Origin of the sequence: Brachybacterium sp. AOP43-C2-M15 (assembly GCF_052446295.1) — a bacterium.
GTDB lineage: Bacteria > Actinomycetota > Actinomycetes > Actinomycetales > Dermabacteraceae > Brachybacterium.
In genome coordinates this window covers 75,614-101,285 of the sequence record NZ_JBQSWB010000010.1, presented here as the reverse complement: position 1 = coordinate 101,285, position 25,672 = coordinate 75,614, and the positions used below count along the sequence as shown (strand labels likewise).

The 25,672-nt window shown below is 71.7% G+C and carries 22 protein-coding genes; 8 read left to right on the top strand and 14 right to left on the bottom strand.

Annotated elements, in window-relative coordinates:
* The first annotated feature begins 27 nt into the window (after nt 1-27).
* Complete coding sequence (gene betC, locus ACT3SP_RS12590; RefSeq protein WP_444587638.1) at nt 28-1,590, top strand: choline-sulfatase; 1,563 nt, start codon at nt 28-30, stop codon at nt 1,588-1,590.
* A gap of 12 nt (nt 1,591-1,602) precedes the next feature.
* Here the strand turns inward: betC and ACT3SP_RS12585 are convergent, their stop codons facing one another.
* The 4 genes from ACT3SP_RS12585 to ACT3SP_RS12570 all read right to left on the bottom strand — a co-directional run bounded on the left by ACT3SP_RS12585 (nt 1,603) and on the right by ACT3SP_RS12570 (nt 5,490).
* Nucleotides 1,603-2,097, bottom strand: coding sequence for a flavin reductase family protein (locus tag ACT3SP_RS12585; protein WP_444587637.1), 495 nt, complete (start codon nt 2,095-2,097; stop codon nt 1,603-1,605).
* A gap of 185 nt (nt 2,098-2,282) precedes the next feature.
* Complete coding sequence (locus tag ACT3SP_RS12580) at nt 2,283-3,080, bottom strand: VOC family protein (RefSeq protein ID WP_444587636.1); 798 nt, start codon at nt 3,078-3,080, stop codon at nt 2,283-2,285.
* Nucleotides 3,081-3,200: 120 nt separating this feature from the next.
* Nucleotides 3,201-3,947, bottom strand: a complete 747-nt coding sequence (locus ACT3SP_RS12575) for a helix-turn-helix transcriptional regulator (RefSeq protein WP_444587635.1) — start codon at nt 3,945-3,947, stop codon at nt 3,201-3,203.
* 100 nt (nt 3,948-4,047) lie between these two features.
* On the bottom strand, nt 4,048-5,490 hold the full coding sequence (locus ACT3SP_RS12570; protein WP_444587634.1) for an MDR family MFS transporter: 1,443 nt from the start codon (nt 5,488-5,490) through the stop codon (nt 4,048-4,050).
* Between the two features lie 296 nt (nt 5,491-5,786).
* On the opposite strand from ACT3SP_RS12570, the gene ACT3SP_RS12565 reads away from it, so the two are divergent.
* On the top strand, nt 5,787-6,701 hold the full coding sequence (locus ACT3SP_RS12565) for an NADP-dependent oxidoreductase (protein ID WP_444587633.1): 915 nt from the start codon (nt 5,787-5,789) through the stop codon (nt 6,699-6,701).
* A gap of 88 nt (nt 6,702-6,789) precedes the next feature.
* On the opposite strand, the gene ACT3SP_RS12560 is transcribed toward ACT3SP_RS12565, so the two are convergent.
* Genes ACT3SP_RS12560 through betT form a run of 3 tightly spaced genes read right to left on the bottom strand, consistent with a single transcriptional unit; the run spans nt 6,790 to nt 12,090 of the window.
* On the bottom strand, nt 6,790-8,379 hold the full coding sequence (locus tag ACT3SP_RS12560; RefSeq protein ID WP_444587632.1) for a GMC family oxidoreductase: 1,590 nt from the start codon (nt 8,377-8,379) through the stop codon (nt 6,790-6,792).
* A gap of 29 nt (nt 8,380-8,408) precedes the next feature.
* On the bottom strand, nt 8,409-9,893 hold the full coding sequence (locus ACT3SP_RS12555; protein WP_444587631.1) for an aldehyde dehydrogenase family protein: 1,485 nt from the start codon (nt 9,891-9,893) through the stop codon (nt 8,409-8,411).
* Nucleotides 9,886-12,090, bottom strand: a complete 2,205-nt coding sequence (betT, locus tag ACT3SP_RS12550) for a choline BCCT transporter BetT (RefSeq protein ID WP_444587630.1) — start codon at nt 12,088-12,090, stop codon at nt 9,886-9,888. The genes ACT3SP_RS12555 and betT overlap by 8 nt, the downstream gene beginning before the upstream one ends.
* 387 nt (nt 12,091-12,477) lie before the next feature.
* Here betT and ACT3SP_RS12545 point away from each other — a divergent pair, with 387 nt between their 5' ends.
* Nucleotides 12,478-13,113 (top strand): dihydrofolate reductase family protein, encoded by a 636-nt coding sequence (locus tag ACT3SP_RS12545; protein WP_444587629.1) that lies wholly within the window; start codon nt 12,478-12,480, stop codon nt 13,111-13,113.
* A gap of 3 nt (nt 13,114-13,116) precedes the next feature.
* Nucleotides 13,117-13,887, top strand: coding sequence for a DUF899 family protein (locus ACT3SP_RS12540; protein WP_444587628.1), 771 nt, complete (start codon nt 13,117-13,119; stop codon nt 13,885-13,887).
* Nucleotides 13,888-13,907: 20 nt separating this feature from the next.
* Here ACT3SP_RS12540 and ACT3SP_RS12535 read toward each other — a convergent pair whose 3' ends face one another.
* On the bottom strand, nt 13,908-14,714 hold the full coding sequence (locus tag ACT3SP_RS12535; RefSeq protein ID WP_444587627.1) for an alpha/beta fold hydrolase: 807 nt from the start codon (nt 14,712-14,714) through the stop codon (nt 13,908-13,910).
* 48 nt (nt 14,715-14,762) lie between these two features.
* On the opposite strand from ACT3SP_RS12535, the gene ACT3SP_RS12530 reads away from it, so the two are divergent.
* Nucleotides 14,763-16,523, top strand: coding sequence for a GNAT family N-acetyltransferase (locus tag ACT3SP_RS12530; RefSeq protein ID WP_444587626.1), 1,761 nt, complete (start codon nt 14,763-14,765; stop codon nt 16,521-16,523).
* A gap of 63 nt (nt 16,524-16,586) precedes the next feature.
* On the opposite strand, the gene ACT3SP_RS12525 is transcribed toward ACT3SP_RS12530, so the two are convergent.
* The 4 genes from ACT3SP_RS12525 to ACT3SP_RS12510 all read right to left on the bottom strand — a co-directional run bounded on the left by ACT3SP_RS12525 (nt 16,587) and on the right by ACT3SP_RS12510 (nt 20,285).
* A complete protein-coding gene (locus tag ACT3SP_RS12525) occupies nt 16,587-17,903 on the bottom strand; it encodes an LLM class flavin-dependent oxidoreductase (protein ID WP_444587625.1) in 1,317 nt (438 codons plus the stop codon).
* Between the two features lie 2 nt (nt 17,904-17,905).
* Nucleotides 17,906-19,363, bottom strand: coding sequence for an O-acetylhomoserine aminocarboxypropyltransferase/cysteine synthase family protein (locus tag ACT3SP_RS12520; RefSeq protein ID WP_444587624.1), 1,458 nt, complete (start codon nt 19,361-19,363; stop codon nt 17,906-17,908).
* Nucleotides 19,364-19,566: 203 nt separating this feature from the next.
* The gene (locus ACT3SP_RS12515; RefSeq protein ID WP_444587623.1) at nt 19,567-19,887 is read right to left on the bottom strand and encodes a putative quinol monooxygenase; all 321 of its coding nucleotides are present in this window, start codon (nt 19,885-19,887) and stop codon (nt 19,567-19,569) included.
* A 53-nt stretch (nt 19,888-19,940) separates the two neighbouring features.
* A complete protein-coding gene (locus ACT3SP_RS12510; protein WP_444587622.1) occupies nt 19,941-20,285 on the bottom strand; it encodes a universal stress protein in 345 nt (114 codons plus the stop codon).
* 160 nt (nt 20,286-20,445) lie between these two features.
* Between ACT3SP_RS12510 and ACT3SP_RS12505 the strand changes: the two genes are divergently transcribed.
* The 3 genes from ACT3SP_RS12505 to ACT3SP_RS12495 are packed head-to-tail and all read left to right on the top strand — an operon-like array spanning nt 20,446 to nt 23,518.
* Nucleotides 20,446-21,471: a tripartite tricarboxylate transporter substrate binding protein gene (locus ACT3SP_RS12505; RefSeq protein ID WP_444587621.1), complete on the top strand. Its 1,026-nt coding sequence runs from the start codon at nt 20,446-20,448 to the stop codon at nt 21,469-21,471.
* The gene (locus tag ACT3SP_RS12500) at nt 21,468-22,010 is read left to right on the top strand and encodes a tripartite tricarboxylate transporter TctB family protein (protein ID WP_444587620.1); all 543 of its coding nucleotides are present in this window, start codon (nt 21,468-21,470) and stop codon (nt 22,008-22,010) included. Before ACT3SP_RS12505 ends, ACT3SP_RS12500 begins: the two co-directional genes overlap by 4 nt.
* On the top strand, nt 22,010-23,518 hold the full coding sequence (locus ACT3SP_RS12495; protein WP_444587619.1) for a tripartite tricarboxylate transporter permease: 1,509 nt from the start codon (nt 22,010-22,012) through the stop codon (nt 23,516-23,518). The genes ACT3SP_RS12500 and ACT3SP_RS12495 overlap by 1 nt, the downstream gene beginning before the upstream one ends.
* 119 nt (nt 23,519-23,637) lie before the next feature.
* Here ACT3SP_RS12495 and ACT3SP_RS12490 read toward each other — a convergent pair whose 3' ends face one another.
* Both ACT3SP_RS12490 and ACT3SP_RS12485 read right to left on the bottom strand, forming a co-directional pair.
* The gene (locus tag ACT3SP_RS12490) at nt 23,638-24,444 is read right to left on the bottom strand and encodes a SurA N-terminal domain-containing protein (RefSeq protein WP_444587618.1); all 807 of its coding nucleotides are present in this window, start codon (nt 24,442-24,444) and stop codon (nt 23,638-23,640) included.
* Nucleotides 24,445-24,613: 169 nt separating this feature from the next.
* Complete coding sequence (locus ACT3SP_RS12485; RefSeq protein ID WP_444587617.1) at nt 24,614-25,462, bottom strand: MerR family transcriptional regulator; 849 nt, start codon at nt 25,460-25,462, stop codon at nt 24,614-24,616.
* Nucleotides 25,463-25,672 lie beyond the last annotated feature (210 nt).

Genomic DNA, 25,672 nt, shown 5'->3' with positions numbered 1-25,672 from the left:
CGACACGAACGGAGCAGTGCACCTCCCATGAGACCGAACATCGTCGTCATCCAGGCCGACCAGATGGCGGCCCAGGCGCTCGGCGCCTACGGTGATGCGGCCGCCCGCACTCCGCACATCGACGCCCTCGCCGCCGAGGGCGCCGTCTTCGACAGGGCATACTGCACCACCCCGCTGTGCGCCCCGTCCCGCGCGTCGATGATGACGGGGCGGATGCCCTCCGACATCGACACCTACGACAACGGCGACGACTTCGCAGCCTCCCTGCCGACCTTCGCCCACCACCTGCGTGCCGCGGGATACCACACCGCGCTCGTCGGACGCATGCACTTCATCGGCCCGGATCAGCATCACGGCTTCGAGCAGCGTCTGACCACCGACGTGTACCCGGCCGACATGGACATGGTCCCCGACTGGCGGCGCGATCTCGGTGACCGCCTGCAGTGGTACCACGACGCCGACGCGGTCTTCTCGGCCGGCGTCTCCCAGGCGACGGTGCAGCAGGACTTCGACGACGAGGTGGCCTTCATGTCCCTGCGCCACCTCCACGACCGGGTGCGGGCGAACCAGGCCGCAGGGGAGGACATCCCCTTCCTCATGGTCACCAGCTTCATCCATCCTCATGATCCGTACGAGCCGCCGCAGGAGCACTGGGACCGCTTCGCGGACGTGGACATCCCCGCGCCCGCGCATCCGGAGGTCCCCGACCCCGCGCAGGATCCCCACAGTCACCGGCTGCGGGCCATGAGCGGCTTCGATCGTCGTGACCCCAGCGCGGAGGAGGTGCGCCGGGCCCGGCGCTCCTACTACGCCGCGGTGAGCTACATCGACGACCTGGTGGGACGGATCATGGAGCGCCTGGAGACCCTGGGACTCGCCGAGAACACCGTGGTCCTGGTCACCAGCGACCACGGCGACATGCTGGGCGAGAAGGGGCTGTGGTTCAAGATGTCGCCCTACGAGCAGTCCTCGCGCGTGCCGCTGATCCTCCGCGGTCCGGAAGACCTGATCCCGTGCGGGCGGTTCGCGAACCCGGTCTCCCTGCTGGACCTGCTGCCCACCCTGGTGGAGCTCTCGGGGGCGCCGACGCCCGCCGCGGGCGCTCCGGCCCCACCCACGACGGGGCGCTCCCTCCTGGAAACGGCCCGCCGCGAGCTGGACGGCCGGGACGGTCCCGAGGACCGCGACATCGTCATCGAGTACCTCGCCGAGGGCACGCAGAGGCCCCAGCTGACCCTGGTGCGCGGCCGGTACAAGCTCGTGCTCTGCCCCGGGGATCCCGATCAGCTGTTCGACCTGGAGACGGACCCGCAGGAGCTGCGCAGCGCCGCCGCGGACCCCGAGCAGGCACAGCGGGTCCGCGAGATGCGGGACGCGCTCGAGTCGCGCTACGACCTCGCGCAGCTCGAGCGGTCCGTGCTCCAGAGCCAGTCGCGGCGGCGGCTGGTCGCCGCGGCGCTCCAGAACGGGGTGCGCCGCCCCTGGGACCTCGTGACGGAGCCCGAGCAGCGCTACGTGCGCGGCGACTTCTGGGGCGCGGTGAAGTACGGCCAGATCCGCCTGGCGGGCACGGACCCGTCCACGGACTGAGCCGCCGACGCCTCAGGCCGGCAGGTCCTCCGTGACCAGCTCCTTGAAGCGGCTGCGGTGGAAGACCATCGCCTCCGCCTCGGGGATGCTGTCGATCGAGAGCACCTCGAGCAGCACCAGGTCATGGTCCCCGGCCCGCATCCGGTCGTGCAGGTGCACGGTCATCCGGGCCGGGGACTGCCGCAGGGTGAGGGCGCCGCGCTCGTCGACGGCGACGTCGACCCCGTCGAAGCGTCGTGCACGATCCGAGGCCGCGAGCTGGCGCGCGATCGGGGCCTGCGCGCGCCCCAGCACGCTCACCCCGAGATGCCCGTGCTCTTGCAGCACCGGCCAGGTGAGGGAGCTGTGCTGCACCGCGAGGGAGACCAGGGGCGGGTCCAGGGAGACGCCCACGGTGAACGTCGAGGCGACCAGGCCGTGTCGGACCCCGTCGATCTCGGCGGCGACCAGGACCACCCCCTGCGGGAAGTGGGAGTACGCCTCACGGAGCGCGATGTCGGTCAGCATGGCGTCGACTGTAGGCCTCCGACGGCCACTGGTGCAGGTCAGCTGCACGATCTGGGACCGCACCGTCATCTGCCGTCATCCGTGCTGGTCACGCGTGGGGCCACCTCGTGAGCGGGGCCACGTGGCGAGGGGGCGGCACGGGATGGAGGTCGACCGGTGACGCGTTCGCGATCCTCGCCTCCCGCTCAGCCCTCGGGGGCGGCCTCGCTCATCGCGCTGATCTGGAAGGTCGCGCCGTCGGGGTCGGCGATCGTGGCGATGGTCCCGAAAGGGGAGGGGGTCGGGCCGTCCAGCACCTTCCCGCCGAGCTCCACGACCCGGGCCAGCGCCGCATCGCTGGATTCGACGCCCAGATAGATGCGCCACCCGGTGGCGTCCTCGGGCATCACGCCGGTCGCGTCGCAGAGTCCCCAGCTCGCGGTCTCGCCCGGACCGTTGGTCGAGTAGCGGAAGTCCGGGTCGGACATCTCCTCGGTCATCGGCGCCAGCTGGGCGTCGAACACCTCGGTGTAGAACGCGGAGGCCTCGTCGAACCGGTGCGTCATCAGCTCGAACCAGACGGGCGAGCCGGGCGTGCCCGTGAACTCGAAGCCCTCGAGCGTTCCGGCCTGCCACAGGCCGATGAGCGCGCCCGTGGAGTCCAGGACGACCGCCATCCGACCGTACTCGCTGATCGCGTCGGGCTCCACCACGACCATGCCGCCGGCGGCCCTCGCCGTCGCGGCGCGGGCGTCGACGTCGTCGACGGCGAGGTAGACACCCCATTCGGAGGGCAGCGGCCGGCCCTCCGGGCAGGTCATGCCCGCGATGTTCATCATGCCGCCCACCAGGGCGCCGTCGTTGCGGATCAGGTGGTAGTGGCGGAAGTCCTCGCCGAGGTCCTCGAACTCCCAGCCGAACAGACCGCTGTAGAAGGTCTTCGCCACGTCGGTGTCGGTGATGCTGAGGTCGAGCCAGGTGCTGGTGCCGGTGCTGCGGGACATGATTCCTCCTGGAGTCGGGGCCTGTGGCCCGGGATGCTCCTACGCTAGGCAGATCCGTGCACGAAGGTTTGTCCGATCCTGCGCAGCCGGGTGAGGGCGGCTGCGGGCGAGAGCCTCCGCTCAGCGACGGCAGAGACTCGGCAGGGCCGAGAGCAGCGGCGGCCGGAAGGCTCCCCGTGCGTCGGCGAACGCGAGCGTCACCTCGCCGGCGATCGTGAGCGGCTCGGGATGCACGGCCACCAGCGGCGCCTCGGGCACCAGCATGTCGAGCGGGTCCGCGTGCGCGGGCACCGCGAAGCCGAGCAGGAACGGCGCCCCCTCGCACAGCGGCAGGTCCACGTGCGGGACGCCGGAGACGAGCATCCCGGAGCGGGGGAGCCCGATCGGTGCCGGATTCGGATACCAGCCCACCCAGACCGAGGGGTCCCCGCGCGTCTGGGCGCTCTCGGGCAGCTCGAGATGCACCCGGACTCCCAGCGGGCTCGGGCGCAGCAGCGCGAAGGGACGCGGCGGGCGGTCGCTGATCCGGTCGGCGAGCCGGCGCAGCTGCCCGGGGGCGACCCCGACGGTGCTGCGGAAACGACGGCTGAAGCTCGAGAGCGAGTCGAAGCCGACGGCGCTGGCCACATCGATCACCGGATCATCCGCTGCGAGCAGCATCCTCTTCGCGGAGTCGATCCGCAGCGCCGTGAGGTACTGCCCGGGGCCGATGCCCAGCCGGGCGGTGAAGATCCGCGTGAAGTGGAAGGGGCTGTACCCCGCGTGCTCGGCCAGATCGGCGACGCTGAGGGTGGCCCGCTGATCCTGCGCACGCTGCAGCACGGAGGAGAAGCGGTCCTCCGCGATCGGGGCTGTGAGCACGGTCACGCCCCGAGTGTACGGTCCTGGACCGACGGCTGACGAGCCACCGGGCCTGACGAGTCCGCCGGGCCCGACCGGTCCGCCGGGCCCGATGAGCCCGCGATGCTCAGTCCTCGCCCTCCACCTCGGGCAGCGGCCGGGTGCCGCGCAGGAAGATCGAGCCGATCACGCCGGCGCCGGCGATCACCCCGGAGACCACGAAGGCCACGTTCACGCCGTGGATCTGCCCCTGCATGCCGTGCTCGGCGGGGTCGAGAGCGGCGACGGTCATCACCGTGACCAGCACGGCGGTGCCCACCGAGGCGGCGATCTGGCGCAGGGTGTTGTTCACCGCCGTGCCGTGGGGGATCATCCGGCGCGGCAGCTGGTTCAGCGCGGCGGTGGTCACCGGCATGATCACCATCGCCGTGCCCAGCATCCGCGCCGCGTTCACCACGGCGATGTACACCATCGAGGTGGTCGGGGTGAGGACGGCGAGGAGGAACGAGGTCACGGCGACGAGCGTGAAACCGATCAGCGCGAGCCAGCGCGCCCCGTAGCGGTCGAAGATCCGCCCGGTCACGGGAGACATCAGCCCCATGACGGCCGCTCCCGGCAGCAGCACCAGACCGGACTGCATGGCCGAGTGCTCGGTCATGTTCTGGATGTACAGCGGGATCATCAGCATCCCGCCGAGCATCGCCATGAACACCAGCATCCCCAGCACCGTGCCGAGGGTGAACAGGCCGTGACGCAGCACCCGCAGCTCGAGCACCGGCTCCTCGAGGTGCAGCTGGCGGTGGACGAACCACACCAGCGTCACCGCGCCGAGGACCAGCGGGACGAGCGTCTCCAGGCTCGTCCACCCGGCGTTGCCGGCGTTGCCGAGGCCGAACAGGAGGCCGCCGAAGGCGACGGTCGAGAGCATGATCGAGAGCATGTCGAGCCGTGGACGCGTGTTCTCGGTGACGTCGCGCAGGATGAAGTACGCGACCGCGATGTCCGCCACGGCGATGGGGATCATCATCAGGAACAGGGTCTGCCAGGGGAAGTGGTCCACGATCCAGCCGGAGAGGCTGGGGCCGAGGGCGGGGGCGAAGCTGATCACCAGCCCGAACATCCCCATCGCCTGGCCGCGGCGGTCACGAGGGAACAGCGCGAAAAGGATCGTCTGCATCAGCGGCATGATGATGCCGCCGCCCGCCGCCTGGACCACCCGCCCCAGCAGCAGGATCGAGTACGCCGGCGCCAGGGCGCACAGAAGGGTCCCCGCGGTGAACAGCCCCATCGCCGCGAAGAACAGGGTGCGGGTCGGGAAGCGCCGGATGAGGTACGCCGTCACCGGGATCATGATCCCGTTGACCAGCATGAAGATCGTCGTGACCCATTGCGCGGAGTTCGCGGTGATGTCGAAGTCGCGCATGAACACCGGGATCGCGGTGTTCAGCAGGGTCTGGTTGAGGATCACCACGAAGGCCCCGGAGACCAGCACCGCCAGGACGATGTTCGGATTCACCTCCAGCGGCGCGGAGACCTCCTCGCGCGGGGTCCCGCCGTGCCTCTGCTCCACGGTCGGAACCTCTCCCGTCTCGATCGCCACTGGATCCTTTCCCCGCTCGTCGTGTCGCGCCGGCGCCCTCCCGTTCCCCGCGGAGCCGCGCCGATGCGCGCCCGGCCCGCAGGGGCCGTGCGATGAGCGAGGGGTCGGCGCCGATCCTCGCCCTCGACACTAGGCGCGAAGTTGCACTGGATGCAAGGTGGCGGGCCGGTGGCAGCTCCGCCGACGCCTACCGTCGGCCTCCCCACCTCCGAGCGGACGCCAGGAATGTCCTGCCGCTGCGACACGTTGTCCCCACCATGCGTGCCATGACCTATTCCGAGTACGGCGACCCCTCCACCCTCGAGCTCAGCGACGTCCCGATGCCCACGCTCGGCCCGGGCAACGTGCTGATCCGGGTGGAGCGCGCCGCCGTCAACCCCGTCGACTGGAAGGTGATGAGCGGCGGCCTGGACTCCCTCATCGACGCGGTCTTCCCCGTCATCCCCGGCTGGGACGTGGCCGGGGTGGTCGAGGCCGTCGGCCCCGACGTCCCCGAGCTCGCGCCCGGCGACCGCGTCGCCTCCTACGGCCGCAAGGACGTCATCCACGGCGGCACCTTCGCCGAGTACGTGGCGCTGCCCGCCACCTCGGTGGCGGTGATCCCCGACGGCGTGGACGTCGACGCCGCCGCGGGCCTGCCGCTGACCGGGCTGACCGCGCTGCGCAGCCTCGACACCCTGGAGCTGACCGGCGAGGACACCCTGCTGATCCATGCCGCCTCCGGTGGCGTGGGGCACCTCGCCGCGCAGCTGGCGCGGGAGCGGGGGGCCACCGTGATCGGCACCGCCTCCGCCCGCAACCACGAGAAGCTCCGCGGCCTCGGCATCATCCCCGTGGCCTACGGCGACGGCCTCGTCGATCGGGTGCGCGAGATCGCGCCCGACGGCGTGAGCACCGTCGCGGACTTCGTCGGCGGCATGCGCGAGGAGACCCTCGCGCTGCTGGCGGACGGCGGCCGACACATCTCGATCGCCGACCCGTCCGTCGAGGAGACCGGCGGGCGCTGGATCTGGGTGCGCCCCGACGGCCCGCGCCTGCGCACGCTCCTCGAGAAGGTCGCCAGCGGCGCCCTGCACGTCGAGATCGACCGGACCTATCCGCTCGCCGAGGCGGCGACGGCCTTCGCGACGAGCAGGGAGGGCTCGGCCTCCGGCAAGCTCCTCATCGACGTGACCCGCTGAGCAGCTCTCGAGGAGCAGCTCTCGTGTGCCAGGGGCGGTCCCTCCGCGAAGCTCGGGACCGCCCCGCCGCACACCGTCCCTCTGCCGATCAGGCCCGCTCGCCGCGGATCAGATCTGCGGCGCGCTCGCCGATCAGCATGGTGGTGATGTTGGGGTTCACCGCGACCAGCTGCGGCATGACCGAGCCGTCGACCACGCGCAGCCCCGTGACGCCCTTGACCCGCAGCTGCGGATCCAGGGGCGCCATGTCGTCGTCCACCGCACCCATCCGGCAGGAGCCCGCCGGGTGGTAGACGGTGTTGTGCGTCTTCGCGACGTACTCGGCGATCTCCTCGTCGCTCTGCACGTCCTCGCCGGGGAACAGCTCCCGGCCGCGGTAGGCGTCCATCCCGCTCTGCGCCACGATCTCGCGCGCCCTGCGGATGCCCGCCACCGCGACCCGCATGTCGTGGCCGTCCTCGTCGGTGAAGTAGCGCGGGTCGACCTTCGGCTTGTCGCGGTAGTCGATCGAGCGCAGCCGCACCGTGCCCCGCGAGCGGGCGTGGGTGACGTTCGGGGTGAGCGCGAAGGACTCCGGCGAGGTGGGGTAGCCCTGACGGCGGGTGTGCATGTCGAAGGGCACCGAGCCGTAGTGCATCATCAGGTCCGGCAGGTCCAGGCCCTCCTCGGTGGGGGAGAAGATCCCGATCTCCCACCACTGGGTGGACTCGCGGGTCATCGTCCGGGTGGACTCCCAGGAGATGACGGCCTCGGGGTGGTCCTGCAGGTTCGAGCCGACGCCGGGGGAGTCCACGCGCACCTCGATGCCCACCTCGCGCAGGTGGTCCGCCGGACCGATCCCGGAGAGCATCAGCAGCTTCGGGGAGTCGATCGCGCCGGCGGAGAGGATCACCTCGCGTCGGGCGTGCATGAGCGAGGAGCGGTCGAAGGCGTTGTCGATGTACTCCACGCCCGTGGCGCGCTGCTCGTCGTCGAAGAGCACCCGCATCACCTGCAGGCCGGTGAGGACGTGCAGGTTCTCGCGCTCGAGGTTCGGGTGCAGGTAGGAGACCGAGGACGAGGCGCGGGTGCCGTCGGCCTGACGGTTCACCTGGAACCAGTTCGCGCCGTTGACCACGGTCTCGAAGTCGTTGAACGTGGCCTTCGGGATGCCGGCCTGCTCGCAGGCCTCCAGCAGCGCGACGCCGACCGGATCCTCGGGCGGCACGTCCATCAGGTGCACGGGCCCGTCGGTCCCGTGGCCCTGCCCGCTGCGGGACAGGTTCGTCTCCAGGCGCTCGATGAGCGGCAGGATCGTCTGCGCGTTCCAGCCCTCGGCGCCCATCTCCTCCCACAGGTCCATGTCCTCCGCCGGCGGGTGGAAGGCGATGCAGGAGTTGTGCGAGGAGCAGCCGCCGAGCACCTTCGCGCGGGCGTGGCGCATGAAGGAGTTGCCGTTCTCCTGCGGCTCGATCGGGTAGTCCCAGTCCAGGCCGGACTCGAGCAGCTCGGGCCAGCGCTTGAGCTGCAGCACCTCCTGGTGCTCGAGGTCGGAGGGGCCCGCCTCGAGCAGGGCGACGTCGACGGCGGGGTCCTCGCTGAGCCGGGCGGCGAGCGCGGCGCCGGCGGAGCCGCCGCCGACCACGAGGTAGTCGAACTCGGCGACGGGGTTCTCGGACGTGAGGTCCTTCAAGGACATGTCTCCAGCTTCCTCTCGGGGGGTGTCGGTCAGCTCTTGCGCGGGAACCAGCCGGAGACGGCCGGCTCGGTGTTCTCGTAGATGTGCTTGGTCTCGGTGTACTCCTCGAGACAGGAAGGGCCCAGCTCGCGGCCGATGCCGGACATCTTGAAGCCTCCCCACTCCGCCTGCGGCAGGTAGGGGTGGTAGTCGTTGATCCAGATGGTGCCGTGGCGCAGGCGCCGCGAGACCCGGTTCGCGACCCCGGAGTCCGAGGTCCACACCGCGCCGGCCAGGCCGTACTCGGTGTCGTTGGCGATCGCGATCGCCTCGGCCTCGGTGGAGAAGGTCTCCACGGTGATCACCGGGCCGAAGCCCTCCTCGACCACGGCGGGATTGTCCGAGGTGCAGCGGTCCAGCACCGTCGGCGCGTAGAAGAAGCCCTTCTCGTGCTCCGGTCCGCCCCAGTGCCCGCCGGTGCGCAGGCGCGCACCGGCCTCGATGCCGCGCGTGACGTAGTCGGTGACCTTGTCGCGGTGCTCCTTCGAGACCAGCGGGCCGGTCTCCGCCGCCTCGTCCATCGGGCCGCCCATGACGATGCCCTCGGCGCGCTCGACCAGGTCGTCCACGAACCTCTCGGCGATGGTGTCCTGCACGATCAGGCGGGTGCCGGCCGAGCAGACCAGTCCCGAGTCCAGGAAGCCGGCGTTCAGGGCGTTGTCGAGCGCCGCCTCGTAGTCGGCGTCGGCGAAGACCACGTTGGGGTTCTTGCCGCCCAGCTCGAGGGCGACCTTCTTGATGCCCTGCGCGGCGGACTCGGCGATCTTCCGCCCGGTGACCAGTCCGCCCGTGAACGAGACCAGGTCGATCTCCGGATGGGAGGAGAGGGGGGCGCCGACCACGCCGCCGTCGCCGAGCACGAGGTTCGCGACCCCGGCCGGGAGACCGAGCGCGTCGAGCACGTCCATGATGAGGATCGTGGTGTGCGGGGTGAGCTCGGCCGGCTTGATGACGAAGGAGTTCCCGGCGGCGAGCGCCGGGGCGATCTTCCACGAGGCCTGCAGCAGCGGGAAGTTCCAGGGCGTGATCATCCCGCACACGCCGACCGGCTCGTGCACCACGCGGGAGATGACGGAGGCGTCGCCCGCGTCGACCAGGCGGCCCGGGTTCTGGTCCGCGATCTTCCCGAAGTAGCGGAAGCAGGCGGTGATGTCGTCCATGTCGCCCTCGGCCTCGACCAGGCGCTTGCCGGTGTCGAGGGCCTCGGCGCGCGCGAACTCGTCCTTGCGCTCGACGAGGGCGTCGGCGACCTTCAGCAGCAGGTCCCCGCGCCGGGAGGCCGGGGTGTCGGCCCAGATGCCCTCCTCGACGGCGCGTCGGGCGGCGAGGACGGCGCGCTCGACGTCCTCGGCGGTCGCCTCGGAGACCACGCCCACCTCGGTCCCGTCGGCCGGGCAGGTGATGGTGCGCGTCCGGCCCGAGGAGGAGGGCGCCCAGGCCCCGTCGATGTACAGGGTGGCGATGCTGTCAGTCATGGCTCTCCTTGGTCGCGGTGGTGTCCGCCGTGCGGGGGCCGGGGACGATGTGATCGGTGTCGATCCAGGTGTCCGGTGCGGTCACGGGGATCGTCCCGGTGGCCGTGCTGAGCTCCTGGCTCATGGTCAGGTACATCATGTGGGCGTCGTAGGCGTCCAGGACATCGGCGATGACCTGCTCCTTCGTGTATCCCATGATGTCGCGCCCGCGCGATCCCAGGCGGGAGAAGATCTCGATGCGGTAGTAGGTGTCCTTCACCGCGGAGAGGTTCGCGGCGAAGCTGGGCGTCGAGTAGGCCACCGGGTAGGCCTGGTACTTGAAGTCCTCGGACTCCGGGAAGGAGACGACGAGGTCCACGAAGGGCAGGCCGCTGTCGGGGTGGGATCCGCGATGGCAGGAGACGTCCGCCCCGAGCTTCGCGATCTCGCTGCCCACCTCCTCGATCGCGGGGGCCGCGACCTCGTCGACGAACTCCGTGGCCTGCTCGGACGAGGCGTAGGTCATGCGGTGCTGCAGCCGCTGGCGCCAGGTGCCGCCCTTGCCGGTCTCGCGCACCCGGCTGGTCAGCAGCGCGGGCAGGGAGGCCTGGCGGGACTCGAGGTTCATCTGCTCCGTGCGCAGCACCTTCCACAGGCTGACCATGACCAGGTAGACGAGGACCGACAGGGGAAGCCCCACCATCACCGTCGCGGCCTGCAGCGTGTACACGCCGTCGATGAACAGCATCACCAGGGTCAGCACGCCGGTGATCACGGCCCAGACGATGCGCAGCCAGGGCGCGCCGTCGGAGTCCGTCGTGGAGTCCTTCGACGTCATGTTGGCCATCACCAGGGAGCCGGAGTCCGCGGAGGTGACGTAGAAGAACAGTCCCGTGACCACGGCGAGGGAGACGGTGAAGACCGCACCCGGGTACTGCTCGAGCAGGTTGAAGAAGCCCGACTCGGGCAGGTTGACCGCGAGGTCCAGGAACTCCTCGTCGCCCGCGAAGCTCAGCGCCGCGTTGCCGAAGATCGAGACCCACAGCAGGATGAAGGAGAACGGGATCAGCAGCACGCCGATCACGAACTGGCGCAGGGTGCGGCCGCGCGAGATGCGCGCCAGGAAGAGGCTCACGAACGGCGCCCAGGCGATCCACCACGCCCAGAAGAACAGCGTCCAGTCCGTCATCCACTGCTCGGCCGGGTAGCCGAGCTCCGCGGAGCCCTCGGTGTAGGCGAAGGTGTTCATCAGCATCCCGGGGAAGCGGGAGAAGAAGTCGCCGATGTTCTGGACCAGGGCGTTGAGCAGGTGGTGGGTGCTGCCGGAGAAGAGCACCCACAGCATCAGCACGATCGCGAGGATCACGTTGAGCTCGGAGAGGCGGCGGATCCCCTTGTCCACGCCGGAGACGGTGGACAGGACCGTGATGAACACGGCCAGCGCCATCAGCGCTATCTGCACGCCGATCGAGGTCGGGATCCCGAACAGCGCCGCCAGTCCGTAGTTCAGGAAGACGACGCCGATCCCCAGGGAGACGGCGATGCCGAAGATGGTGCCGATCGTCGCCCCGATCTCCGCGACATGGCCGACGGCCCCGTGGATCCGCCGGCCGAAGATCGGGGCCAGGGCGGAGCGGATGGACAGCGGCAGGTGGTAGCGGTAGGCGAACAGTCCGAAGGCCATGCCCATCAGGGCGTACATCGCCCAGCCCGGGATGCCGTAGTGGAAGATCGTCCACAGCGGCGCCATGCGGGCGGCCTCCTCGGAGCCCGCCGGGAACTCCGGCGGGGTGAGCAGGTTGGTCGCGGGGCCGGAGATGCCGAAGAACATCAGGTCCACGCCGATGCCGGCGGCGAAGAGCATCGCCGCCCAGGTGAACAGGTTGTACTTGGGCAGCGAGTGGTCGGGCCCCATCCGGGTGTGCCCCACCCGGGAGAACGCCACGATCAGCACGAAGATGACCACGATCGTCGCGGTGAGCACGTAGTACCAGCCGAAGTTCGTCGCGACCCAGCCCATGGCACCGAAGATGACGGTCTCGGCGGTGTCCGGCCAGAAGGCCGCGAACAGCACGAAGGCGACGATCACGGCGGCGGTGCCGAGGAACACCGGCCAGTTCACGGGGGAGTGCGCCGCCCTCGTGGGCGGGGCGCCGCCGGGATCGCTCCCGGGGCCGGGGGAGCCCGTGGGCGGGGAGACGTCGGCGGCGTCAGTCATCGCGGTCCTTTCGAACGACGTGCGAGCGGCGCGGACCGGATCGCACGTGCGAGCAGGCCCGACGGGGGAGAGGGTGCCGGAGGCGGGACGCCGCTGTGCACGGGGCCGACCGCCGACGCTCGACGACACTAGGACGAGTCGCGCAGGGACGGTGGGGATATTCCACGCCGACGTGACGCACCTGTCAACAGGCGGCGATCTCCTGACCTCGTACGCCGGTCAGTAACCGCGTCGGCCTGGGACCGCTTGGGTCAGGAGCCGCGTCGGCCTGGAACCGCGTCGGCCAGGAGTCGCGTCGGCCATGGACGCGGCGCCGCAGGAGTGCTTGGCTGGAGGGGAGCCGTCCTCGGCGCCCGCCGAGGAGGACCTGCCCGAGGAGCGATCGCCATGGGCGATGCGAACGTGAAGGCCCCGGCCGTCGGCGCCGGGCAGCTGCTGGTCGACCTCATCCTGTCCCTCGACGGCTGCGCCGGGGGAGAGGGCTGGCCCGGCTGGTGGGGGCTGCAGAGCCAGGAGTACCTCGACTGGCTCGGCGAGCAGCCGGACGCCGTGACCCTGATGGGCGCGACCACCTACCGCCTGATGTCGCAGATGGCCGAGCAGGCCCGGCAGATCGACATCTCCGCCGAGGAGAGGGCCAGCTTCGCGCAGATGGAGCAGACGCCGAAGATCGTCTTCTCCACCACTCTGGAGGAACCGCTCAGCTGGCCGAACACCACCCTGATCGGCACCGACGCGGTCGAGGCGGTGCGCGAGCTGAAGCGCACCGCCGCCGCGCCGCTGACCACCACCGGCAGCATCCGGCTCAGCCACTCGCTCCTGAGGGCCGGGCTCGTGGACCGCTTCCGCGTGGTCCTGTTCCCGGTCATCACCGGCCGCACCGGTCTGGAGCGGATCTGGGAGCGCTTCGAGGACTTCGCCCTCGAGCTCGTGCACTCGCGCACCTTCGACGGCGGCCTCCAGCTGCTCGAGTACGTGCCGACGCACCTGGTCCGACCGCCCGGCACCGCATGGGAGCGATGAACGATGGACACCACCTCGGAGCACGTCACCGGCCGACCGCCCGTGGTCGACATGGAGGCCTGGCAGGCCGCCCGCGACCACCTGCTGGTGCGGGAGAAGGCCCACACCCGCGAGGGCGACGCGATCGCGGCCGCCCGCCGACGCCTGCCGATGGTCGAGATCGACGGGAGCGCGGAGGTGGTGGGCCCCGTCGGACCGGTGCCCTTCACCTCGCTCTTCGGCGAGCACGACCAGCTCGTGGTCTACCAGCACATGTGGCACGACGGCGCCCCGCACCAAGGGCAGTGCGAGGGCTGCACCACCACGGCCTGGCATCTCCACGACTCCACCTACCTGCACGCCCACGGGGTGGCGCTCGCGATCCTCACCACCGGACGCTGGGAGGAGGTCCACCCCTTCACCACCTTCATGGGCTACAAGCGGGTGCCCTGGTACTCGGCGCGCGAGGCACCCGCGCCGATCGGCGGCGACATGGGGCACCTCGCGAGCTTCCTGCGCGACGGGGACCGGGTGTTCCTCACCTACCGCACCACGGGGCGCGGCAACGAGCGGGTGAACTACTCGCTCGGGCTGCTGGACATGACCCCGTACGGCCGCGGCGAGGAGTGGGAGGAGACGCCGGAGGGCTGGCCCGCGGGGCGGCACGCCTGCTGGTCCTGGCGCACCGACGCGGAGGGGACGCCCACCTGGGGCGGGACCAGCAGACCGCTCCCGCAGTGGGCGCGGCCCGGAGCCGCTCCGGTGACGACGCTCGGGCGCCGCGAGGACCGCTGAGACACGATGTCCGCCGCAGGTCAGGACGCGGCGAGGGAGCGGCGACGAGCGCTCGCGGCGACGTCGGCCGCGAGCACCGCCGGCCACCCGGAGAGCTCGTGCGGAGTCGCGGCGACCTGCAGGGTCGCCTGCGGGAGCAGGTCCACGAGCGCCTCGGCGGTCGAGAGCGGATGGCTCGGGTCCTCCACCCAGGCCAGGATCGAGGTCGGCACCGGGAGCCGGGCGATCTCCTCCCGGGACGGCAGATCGCTGAGCGCCGCTCCTCGGTACACCGAGGGCAGGAGGTCCTCCGGCACCTCGGGCGATCCCTCCGGAGCGCCGACCATCGTGGGCGGAGGCTCGGCGATCGCGGCGGCGGCCTCGACGAAGCGGCGCAGCCCGTGCTCCTCGATGAGGGCGGCGGCCGCCCGGTAGGTCTCGGCCTGGGCGACGCGGGTCTCCCACGCCGTGGGCGGGATCATGAGCGTCAGCCCGCTGAACCGGTCCGGCGCGGCCACCGCGGCGTGCAGCAGCGTCGCGGCGCCCATGGACGGTCCCACCCCGTGCACCTGCTCGCCGGGGAACACCTCGTCCAGCAGGCGCAGCAGGTCCTCCGCGAGAGACCGCCACCGGTAGTCCTCGGGCACGGCGCGCCCGCTCGAGCGACCGTGCCCCCGCGCGTCGAAGCGCAGCAGTCTGGTCCCGCTCAGACCGCATCCCAGATCGAGGTCCAGCACCCGTTCCCGGGCCCGGCTCGAGGCGAGGCCGTGCAGCTGCACCACCGGGTGGCCGCCCTCGTCGCTCACCTCGACGGCGAGCGCGGCCCCGGGGATCACGATCGTGCTCATTCGTCCTCCTCGCCCGGGCCTGCCCCGATGGGCCGATAGGTTACCGCCATGAGGCTCACCAACGTCGCACATCTCCGGCTGCCGTTCGGGCGCCTGTACGGCTATGCGACCACCCCCGGCGAGCAGGGCGCGGAGCTGCCGCTCTCCTTCGACCAGCGCCGGCACGTCGGAGCGGGGGACCGCGCCGGGTCCTGGACGGCGCTCTCGCTCACCCTTGACCGACCCGTGCCGCGGGAGCGGCTGGGGCAGGCGTGGCTCGAGGTGATCGCCCGGCACGGCACCCTGCGCACCGGCTTCGCCCCCGGCGACGGGAACGGACCGGAGCTCCACGAGATCCCGATGGGCGAGGGGCGCTGGGTGGAGCATCCGATCGCGCCGGGCCAGGCCCCGAACGACGCCCTGCGGGAGGTCCTGGACGCCACCTGCCGCCCCTTCTCGCGGCCCTCGCACCGCCTGTGCGTGCTCGAGACCGCGGCCGGCCCCACCCTGATCCTGGCGGCGGATCACGCCCATGTGGACATGTGGTCGATGCTGGTCCTCGCCCGTGACCTGCTGGCCCTGCTCGACCCCGCGACCGCGGGCGTCGTCCCGGCAGCGGTCCCCGCCTTCGCCGAGCACACCCGGGCCCTCGCCGCGCGCGAGTCCGCCCCGGCGGAGGTGCACCGCCGCTGGGCGGAGATCCTCGGCGCCGGCGACGACGTCATGCCCCGCTTCCCCCTGCCGCTCGGCGAGAGCCTCCCGCAGCCGGAGCGGGTCGAGGTGAGGGACGTGCTCGACGTGGACGAGGCGGCGGCCTTCGCGACCCGGGCCCGCGCCGAGGGATCCTCGACGCTGGGGCTGACGGTCTCGGCCATGGTGGCGGTCACCCGCGAGCTCGCCGGGTCGCCGCTGCGCGCGGTGTTCCCCGTGCACAGCCGCTACGAGCCCGCCTGGCACGACTCCGTCGGCTGGTTCATCACCAACTCGGTGCTCGAGGCCGACGACCCGGAGCCCGCCGCGTGCACCGCCGCAGTGAAGGAGGCGATCCACCTGGGGTCCTGGCCGCTCGAGGACGTGCTGCGTCCCTGGGGCGGGATGCCCGAGGCGCCCGGCATGTTCGCCGTGTCATGGCTCGCGATGAACCGCCTTCCCGTGCGTCTGGACTCCACCGCACTCGAGGCCCAGTACGTCAGCGCCACCACCCGGACCGACGGCGTCATGCTCTGGCTCGTGCTCGATGACGCCGGCCTGCACCTGCGCTGCCGCTATCCCGACACGCTCGAGGCGCGGCAGAACGTGGGCGGATGGCTCGACGGGCTGATCCGCAGGCTGCAGGAGCTGGGCCGCACCGGAGTGGGGGAGGTGCTGGAGACCTCGGGCGGCACGATGCGGATCCAGCGCGCCTCGCGGGAGGACGTCCCCGCGATCGTCGCCCTGCTCGCCGACGACGAGCTGGGCAGGCAGCGGGAGGTCGAGGACCGTGACCGCTACGACCGGGCCTTCGACCTCATCGACCGCGACGACGCCCAGTTCCTCGCCGTGGTGCGCCAGGAGGACGGCACGGTCGTGGGCACGATGCAGCTGAGCGTGCTCCCGGGCCTCTCCCGCGGCGGCACCACCCGCCTGCAGATCGAGGGGGTGCGGGTGGACGACTCGGTGCGCTCCCACGGGGTCGGTGCTGCGATGCTCGACTGGGCCCACCGCCACGGACGGGCCCGCGGGGCCACGCTCGCTCAGCTCACCACCGACCGCTCCCGCGACCGGGCGCACCTCTTCTACGAACGGCTGGGATACGTCGACAGTCACCTGGGCCTCAAGCGCTCCCTGTGATCGGGGGAGGGGACGGCGCGGCGACTCGGCCCCGGACCGCTCGATCACCGCAGGGACGCAGGCTCAGAAGTCCCGCAGGTTCGCACCCACCCCGCCCGGTGGGTGCTCGCGCCGCAGGATCCCGCGCCGCCGCAGCGCCGGGACCAGGTCGTCGAGCATCCGGTGGACCGTCACGGGGTGCAGGTCGCCGGAGAAGAGGAAGCCGTCGGACCCGGCATGCTCCCCGGCCTCCTCGATGAAGTCGGCGAGCTCCTCGGCGGTGCCGACGAACCCCCTCCGCTCGGAGAGCCGACCGAGCCGGGCGTGCTGGGCGAGGATCTCCCGCAGCGGGGCGTCGGGGTCCTCCGCATGCTTCCCGCGGAGGCCCGCGATGGTGCCGCGGGAGACGTGCTCCCCGAAGACCCCGGGGCCCAGGGGTGCGTCGAGGTCCAGGCGGGTCAGGTCCGTCTCCGCGTCCGAGGACCACGCTTGGGCGATGCGCGCGAGATCGGCCTCCTCGGGTCGCGCAGAGGCGGCGACGAGGCGGTCGGCCTCCTGCGAGCTCGCCACCAGCTGGGGCTTGAGCACGAACAGGGTGCGGATCGCCTCCTGGCGGTCGTGCTCCGCGGCGGCGTCGAGCACCCGCTGCCGGTAGCCGCGCAGGGAGTCGATGTCGAGCCGGGCCAGCGCCAGCTGCACGTCGGAGTGGGCGCCGGCGAAGGCGATGCCGCGCGGGGAGCCGCCGGGGGAGGCGATCAGCGGCGCGCCGTCGTCGAAGGGCATGGCGTTGAGCGGACCCTCCAGGCGGAAGTACTCGCCGTCGTGACGGGACGTGCTGATCCGGGAGGCGTCGGCGTAGCGCCCCGTGGCGACGTCCTCGACGACCGCACCGGGCGACCAGCTCGACCACAGCTCCTCGATCGCCGAGATCCAGTCGTCCGCGCGGTCGTAGGCGGCGTCATGCCCGAGCCGCTCCTGGCCCAGGTGGCGGGCGCTGCTGACGTCGGTGACCACGTTGACCCCGGCGCGGCCCGCGCTGAGGTGGTGCAGGGTCGCGAGCTGCCGGGCGGCGGTGTAGGGGAGGACCGCGCCGACGTTCACGGTGGGCACGATCCCGATCCGCTCGCTCGCGTCCAGCAGGTAGGGGGCCAGCATCAGCGGATCGTGCTTCGGGCCGCCGTAGGCCCCGCGGACACGGAGGTCGAGGGTGCCGGGGGATCCGGCGGACAGCGCGTCCTCGATGATCAGCAGGTCCAGCCCGGCCTGCTCGAGGGTGCGCACCGACTGCTGGTACAGATCGGGGCGGCGCCAGTCGTAGCCCCACTCCCAGTCGGGGCGGCCCCAGCCGTGGGGACCGAAGCCGCGCGAGAGGAACCACCCGAAGTGCTGAGGGCGTGCCATGGTCAGCGGCCCTCCCCGCCCGCTACGGCGAGCACTGCCGGCGCATCCGCCCGGGCGCCATGGGTCGGGACACCGTGGGTCGGTGCGGCGAGGGTGATCGAGGCGAGCGCCTGCTCGAGATCCGCGAGCAGGTCCTCCACGTCCTCGATGCCGATGGAGAGGCGAAGCAGGCCCGGGCCGACCCCTCGCTCGGCCAGCTCGCCGGCGGTGCGCTGGACGTGGGTGGTGGTCGCGGGATGGAGGACCAGGGAGCGCACGTCCCCCAGGTGGGTCATCCGGGTGAAGATCTCGAGGCTGTCATGGAGCGCGCGGGCGGCCTCGAGGCCGCCGGTCAGCGTCACGGAGAGGACGGCTCCGTAGCCGGAGCCGAGATATCTGTTCGCCGTCCGGTGATGCGGGCTGGTGGGCAGCCCCGAGTAGTCGACGCGCTCGACCAGCGGATGGGAGGCGAGGTGCCCGGCGATCCTGAGCGCGTTGGCGCTCTGCCGCTCCATCCGGAGCGACAGGGTCTCCAGCCCCTGCTCGACGAGGAAGGCGTTCAGCGGCGAGGCGACACCGCCCAGCCGGGGGATGACGAGGCCGCGGAGGTAGTCCGCCAGGGAATCGCGCCCGGGCCCGGAGGGGAGCGAGCCGGTGGCGAGAGCCTCGCTGATCTGAGGGAAGCGCCCACCGTCCCAGGGGAAGGAGCCCCCGACCACGATGAACCCTCCCAGCACGGTGCCGTGGCCGGCGAGGAACTTGCTCGCCGAGTGCACGACGACGTCCGCGCCGTGCTCCAACGGACGGCACAGATAGGGGGTGGCGAGGGTGTTGTCGACGATCAGCGGGGCACCGTGCGCATGGGCGATCTCGGCGATCCCGGCGATGTCCGAGACGTCGTTGAGCGGGTTGGGGATCGTCTCGACGAAGGCGGCACGGGTGCGGTCGGTGAACGCGGCGCGCCAGGCATCGAGGTCCTGGGGCCGGTCGACGAAGGTCACGGTGACACCGAAGCGGGCCAGGTGCTCGTCCAGCAGCGCGCGCGTGCCCTCGTAGATGCTCGAGGAGGCGCAGAGGTGGTCGCCGCTGTTCAGCAGCCCGGTCAGCGTGCCGGAGATCGCGGCCATCCCGCTGCCGACGAAGATCGCCTCGGCGCCGGCGGCGTCGGTTCCGCCCGCGTGGCCGGCCTCGCCGCCGTCGCCCGCCTCGAGCGCGGCGAGTCGTCGCTCCACCGACCGCGCCGAGGGGTTCCCGTGGCGCGTGTAGACGTCGCCGCTCTCGTCCTCCCCGGAGAACCGGGCATGGGCCTGCGCGAAGTCGTCGAAGACGAATCCGGCGCTCAGGTGCACCGGGGTGGCCCGCGGGGATCCGGGCGGCGTGTCCGTCGATCCCAGGGTCCCGGCGTGCAGCTGACGCGTGGCGAATCCCCGCGGACGGCGCGCGTCGCGGTCCCGGAGCCGGTGCAGTGGGGGAGAGCTCACGGTGCTCCCTTCGTCGTGGGGACGGGCCACGTCGCGATCCGACCATGGCGCGACTTCTGGGCGACCTTAGCTGCGCCATGGACAGAGGGCGACCGCTCCGTCACATCCCGTCATCCGCACAGCGCGGCACGACGGACCGCGTCCGGCGAGGCGGCGGTCGGCCCGGGGTCCGCATCGGCGCGGGCGCGATCGGCGCCCTCTCCTCACTCGACGCTGAGCTCGCCCATCGGGCCCCAGCCCTCGCCCTCGACCTGGTGGGAGACGATCTGCGGGGTCGCGGCGAGGTACTGCGGGAACTCCTGCTGCATCGTCGCGAAATGGGGGGAGTTCACGTGCGGGCCCGCGCCCTCGTCGGTGAACGCCTCGATGAGCACATAGGTGTTCGGGTCCTTCACGCTGCGGGACCACTCGAACCACAGGTTGCCGGGCTCGGCGAGGGTGGCCTCGGTGAACTCGCGGGAGAGCTCCGGCCACCGGTCGGCGAACTCGGGCTTCACGGGGAACTTCACGTTGATCAGGATCATCGGGGCGTCCTTTCGGGGAGGGAGCGGGACCGGCCGTTCGGGGCGGGTGCGGATCAGGCCTTCACGCAGATGACGGGCTTGTTCGCCTCGAGGATGATCTGCTGGGCGGAGGAGCCGAGGAAGAGCTTGGCGACGGCCGTGCGGTGCCGCACCCCGATGACGAGCGTCGAGATGTCGTCCCGCTCGGCGCGGTCGATGAGGTCGCCGACGGGGGAGTGGCCGCGATCGTCCGGATGCTCGACGGTCTCCCGGACCTCGCCGATCTCGGACGCCGGGGTGTGCGTGCCCTCGAGCAGGAACAGCACGAGGTCCTCACCCCGTCGGCGTGCCTCCTCGATCCCGTAGCGGTAGGCGGCCTTCCCAGCGGGGGTGTCGGTGCCGGCGACGAGGACGGTCATGGGGAGCTCCTTCACGAGGCGGTGGTCGGCACCCTAGTCGATGGGTGACCAGCGGCACGAGTGCACGGCGGATCGTGCGTACACTGTCGGGTCTGCTCACCGCGGCGCAGGTCGGCGCGGTGCCGCGACCCCCTCAGGACCACGACGAAGGAGACGTGCCATGGCACACGCGGACGAGCCGGCGCCGCCGCCGGAGCCGCCGCCGGAACCCAGCCGCCGCCGCGCGCTGAGCATCGGATTCGGGGTGCTCGCCGCCCCCGTCATCGCCGCCGCCGCCCACCAGTCCATCACGGCGAGCGCCGGCGGGACCAACGTGCGCTCGAACCTCACGCTCGTCGCCCCTGCCGCGGCCGGCGGCGGCTGGGACGCCTTCCAGCGCGAGATGCAGCAGGCCATGCGCTCCAACTCGCTCGTGGGCAACGTGCAGGTCGTCAACATCCCGGGAGCCGGCGGCACCATCGCGCTGGGCAGCGTCGCCCAGCTGGACCAGCCCAACACCCTGATGGTCGGCGGCACCGGTCAGATCGCGGCCCAGATCCAGTTCGACACCGCCTCCGTCATCTCGGACGTCACCCCGATCGCGCGCGTCGTCGAGGAGTACGCGCTGGTCACGGTGCCCGCAGAGTCCCCCTATGAGGACCTCGACGCACTCGTCGAGGGGTGGGCGGCGGATCCTGCGCAGCTGGCATGGACCGGCGGCGGCTCCTTCGACCAGCTGGTGATGACCGATCTGGCCCTGGCCGCCGGGATCGATCCCGGCCAGACCACGTACATCCCCTCGGACGGCGGCGGTGAGGCCATCCAGGCCCTTCTCAACGGGACCGCCCAGGCCACGGCCGGCGGTTTCGCGGACATGTACCCCCAGATCGAGTCGGGTCGCCTGCGCGGCCTCGGCGTCGTGGCACCCGAACCGCTCGACGGGATCGACATCCCGACCCTCGTGGACCTCGGCTACGACGTCACCCTCACCAACTGGCGGGCCATGTTCGCCCCGCCGGTGGTGGACGAGGACCAGGTCGCCGAGCTCGAGCTCCTGCTCGAGGAGGCGGTCGCGACCCCCGAGTGGAAGGACGCCGTGGCGCGCAACTACTGGGAGGAGGTCCCTCTCGGCAGCGCGGACCTCGCGCAGTACGTCACCGAGGAGACCGAGCGGATCGCCGCCCTGTTCGAGGAGATCCGAGGATGACCCGGGAGGAGCCCGCTGCGACCCCCGACCCCGCACCGCCGCCGTCCTCCGGGCAGCACGGCTTCTGGCACGGGCGCTCGGCCCTGCTGATGCCCGGTCTGCTCGCGGCGTTCAGCCTGTTCCTGCTGATCGGTGCGGTGCTCATGCCCGCCGGTGACACCGACTTCCCCGGACCCCGCTTCGTCCCGGTCATCCTCGGCGGCGTCGGCCTGCTGCTGGCGGTGCTGCTCGCTCTCGGCGTGCTGCGCACCCCGGAGCCGGTCGCCGAGACCTCCGGACGTCGTCACCGCACCCACTCCGACTTCGCCTCCCTCGGCTGGGTGGCCGGCGGATTCCTCGCCTTCGCCCTGCTGATGCCCTGGCTGGGCTGGATCCTCGCGGGCGCCCTGCTGTTCTGGTGCACCGCCCACGGCTTCGGCTCCCGTCGCCCGCTCTTCGACATCCTGATCGCGCTGTTCCTCAGCTCGGTCGTCTACCTGATCTTCGGCACCGGGCTGGGACTGATCCTGCCCTCCGGGATCCTGGGGGGAGGATTCTGATGGAACAGCTCGATCTGCTGATGCAGGGCTTCGCCGGAGCCCTCACACCGGTGAACCTGCTCTGGGTGGTCGTCGGCTGCCTGCTGGGCACCGCCGTCGGCGTGCTCCCCGGCCTCGGGTCCTCGATGGCGGTGGCGCTGCTGCTGCCCATGACCTTCGCCCTCGATCCCACGGCGGCTTTCATCCTGTTCGCGGGCGTCTACTTCGGCGGCCTGTTCGGCGATTCGACCATGGCGATCCTGCTGAACACCCCGGGGCAGGCCTCGGCCATCGCCTCCACCTTCGAGGGCCATCGGATGGCCAATGCGGGCCGTGCCCCGCAGGCCCTGGCCACCGCCGCGATCGGTGCCTTCATCGGCGGCATGGTCGCCTCGGTCCTGGTCGTGTTCGTCTCGCCCACGCTGGTGGCGCTCTCCTCCGCGTTCGGGCCCCCGGAGTACTTCGCCCTGGCGCTGTTCGCCTTCATCGCCACCTCCTCCGTCGTGGCCGACAACGTGCTCAAAGGGCTCGCGGCGCTCGTGCTGGGGATCGGCATCACCCTGATCGGGATCGACGGCGTCTCGGGCCTGCCCCGCTTCACCCTGGGCTCGCCGCAGCTGTTCGACGGCATCTCGCTGGTGACGGTCACCGTCGCCGTCCTCGCGCTGGGCGAGGTGCTCTTCGTCGCCTCGCGGGTGCGCCGCGACCGGGAGGACCTGCGCGTCCGCGCCGGCGGGGGCCGCCCCTTCCTCAGCAGGAAGGAGCTGGTCGAGGCCGCGCCGGCCTGGGGGCGCGGCACCGTGATCGGGCTCCCCTTCGGTGTGATCCCGGCCGGGGGCGCCGAGGTGCCCACCTTCCTCGCCTACGAGGCGGAGCGGCGCCTGGACCGGCGGCGGAAGGAGCCGAAGTTCGGCAAGGGCGCCATCCGCGGTCTCGCCGCGCCGGAGGCCGCCGGCAACGCGACCACCGGCATGGCGATGGGCGCCCTGCTGGCGCTGGGCCTGCCGGTGTCCGCGACCGCCGCCATCATGCTCGCCGCCTTCCGCCAGTACGGCCTCCAGCCGGGACCGCTGCTGTTCGAGAACAACGCCGAGCTGGTGTGGGCGCTGCTGGCGAGCTTCTTCCTGGCGATGGTCGTGCTGCTGGTGATCAACCTGCCCTTCGCCCAGCTGTGGGCGAAGCTGCTGCTGATCCCGAAGCCGTACCTCTACGGAGGGATCACGCTGTTCTGCGGCCTCGGGATCTGGGCCGTCTCCGGCGCCGTCTTCGACCTGGTCCTGCTGCTGGCCATCGGCGTGCTCGGGTTCCTCATGCGTCGCTACGACTACCCGGTCGCGCCGCTGATGATCGGCATGGTGCTGGGACCGCTCGCGGAGTCCTCGCTGCGCGACGCGCTGCTGTCCTCCGTCGGCGACCCGCGGGTGCTCGTCTCGAGCCCGATCACGATCGTGATCTACGTGCTCCTGCTCGGCGTCGTCGCGCTCTCGGTCCGCAACGCGGTGCGCGCGCGGACCCGCCGGGACCTCTGAACCACCGGCGCCGGACTCGGGCACCGGACCACCGGGAGCGCGGCAGGGCCCGCCGGCGATTGCCGACGGGCCCTGCACGCGCTGCGCCGCCTCCGCCCGGGGGGAGTGAGGCCGCGGGGTCACAGGTTGACGGTCACCTCGCCGGCCTCCCGCAGCTCCGCGGCGATGGAGGTCGCCGCCTCGTTCTGCTGCTGGGTCACGGTCTGCTCGGCGAGCTGCTCCTTGACGTCCTCGAAGGGCGGGATCTGCGAGGAGTCGCCGCCGCTGTCGGACTGCTGCTCGACGAGCGCGTCGTACTGCTCCTTGAGCTCCTCGTCCGACGGCTGCTCGATGTCCGCCTCCTGCTCGATGTAGGCGGTGAGCTCGAACTGCGAGGCGGCGTCCTCGCGCACCTGCTCCTCGCTGACCCCCTGCTCACCGAGCGCGGAGACCACCTCGTCGGCCGAGCCGAGCCCGTTCTGCTGGGCGATCTCCTCGAGGGTCGCGTCGACGTCCTCCGGCGTCGCCTCGATGCCGGCCTCGTCGGCCCCCTGCAGCAGCAGCTCGTTGTCCACCAGCTGGTTCGCGACCTGCTCCTTGAGGTCGGCCTGATCGACCTCCTCGCCGGTGCTCTGCTGCTGCATGGCCATCTGCTGGAGCTGGCTCTCGTAGACGGTGCTGAACTCGTCCTTGGTGATGTCCTCGCCGTTGACGGTGGCCACGACGTCCGGCACGTCGGAGAGGTCGGCCTCGGGCGCCTCCGGCGCCGCACCGTCCTGCCCGGCCAGCGGGGAGTCGCCGCCGTCGCTCGCGGCGGGCTGCTGCCCGCCCTGGTCGCTGCCGCCCGAGGCGGACTCGTCATCGCTGCATCCGGTCAGGGCGATCGCCGCGGTCAGGCTGACCGCGGCGAGCGTGCGCCGGAGTGTCCGGCTGCTGGGAACCTTCACTGTGCCTCCTGAGATCGTTGGCGCGGGCGACGCTACGCCCCGAAACCGGGAATCGTGTTGCAGGAGCACCCAGTCGCCGGTCAGGAAATGGCATTCCGTGCGATGTCTCTCGGGACGGGGCAGGGCCCGGGAACAGCGTCCCGGGCCCTGCGCCCTGCGTGGAGGCGGATCACTCCGCGGGGGAGGACGCCCCGGACCCGCATCCCTCCACGAGGTGCTCGAGCGCGTAGACCGTCATGGCGTCGCGCACGTGCTCGGCGAACGCCCGCCCGTCCACCGTGAGGGTGGCCCCGAACCGGGGATCGGCGACGTACATGTCCCCGAGGCCCACGAAGGCGTCAGCGCCCGGCTCCTTCCCTCCCCAGCCCGCGCCGATCCAGGCGTGCAGCCGGGCCGTGAGCGCCTGGACCTCCTCGTGCTCCGCGGGCAGGCCGCGCTGCGAGGTGTCCGCGAAGCCGGCGACCAGCGCATCGATCTCCGTGCGGAACTCCTCCTTCTCGGCGGCGCTGAGCGCGCGCCACCATCGGTCGGAATCGGCGTAGGCCTTCTCGCCCCACCTCTCCTCGACCTCCTCCCGGTACTGCGTGTGGTCGAATCCGTCGAACATCGTGTCCGCCATGATCTCTCCTCCTGTCTCGAGACTCCGGATCGTGGTGCGCACCGAGTCGGCGATGCGGGCCAGGCGCCGCTGCTCGTGCTCGAGCTGCTCGGCGTGCTCCCGCAGTGCGGAGACGACGTCGACCCGCTCCTCGAGCACGCCGCTGATCTCCGGGAGTCCGAGACCCAGCTCCCGCAGCACGAGGATCCGCTGCAGGCGCAGCAGGGCATCGCGGTCGTAGAACCGCAGCCCGCCGTGGCCGGTGCGGCTCGGCGAGAGCAGGCCCACCTGCTGGTAGTGGCGCAGCGTGCGACTGGTGGTGCCGGTGATCCTCACGATCTCCTGCATCGACCACTCCTGCTGCGCCCCCTGGTCCTGCTGCGTCCCCGGGTGATGCTGCGTCCCCTGATCGGCTCTCATGGCTCCTCCTCTCGGCGTCCTGTGCCCTCGGCCCGGGCGGCGGCTCGTCTGCGCCGCTCCCCTCGGTGCCCGCCCCATCCTTGCGCTTGACGCCACGTCAAGCGCAAGGCGGTTCTCGGAGACGTTCCGCGGACGGATGCTCCTCAGGCGTCCTCGATCCCGCCGCGTCCTGCTCACCTCCGTCTTTCTCCACGAACCGGGAGCCGCCCC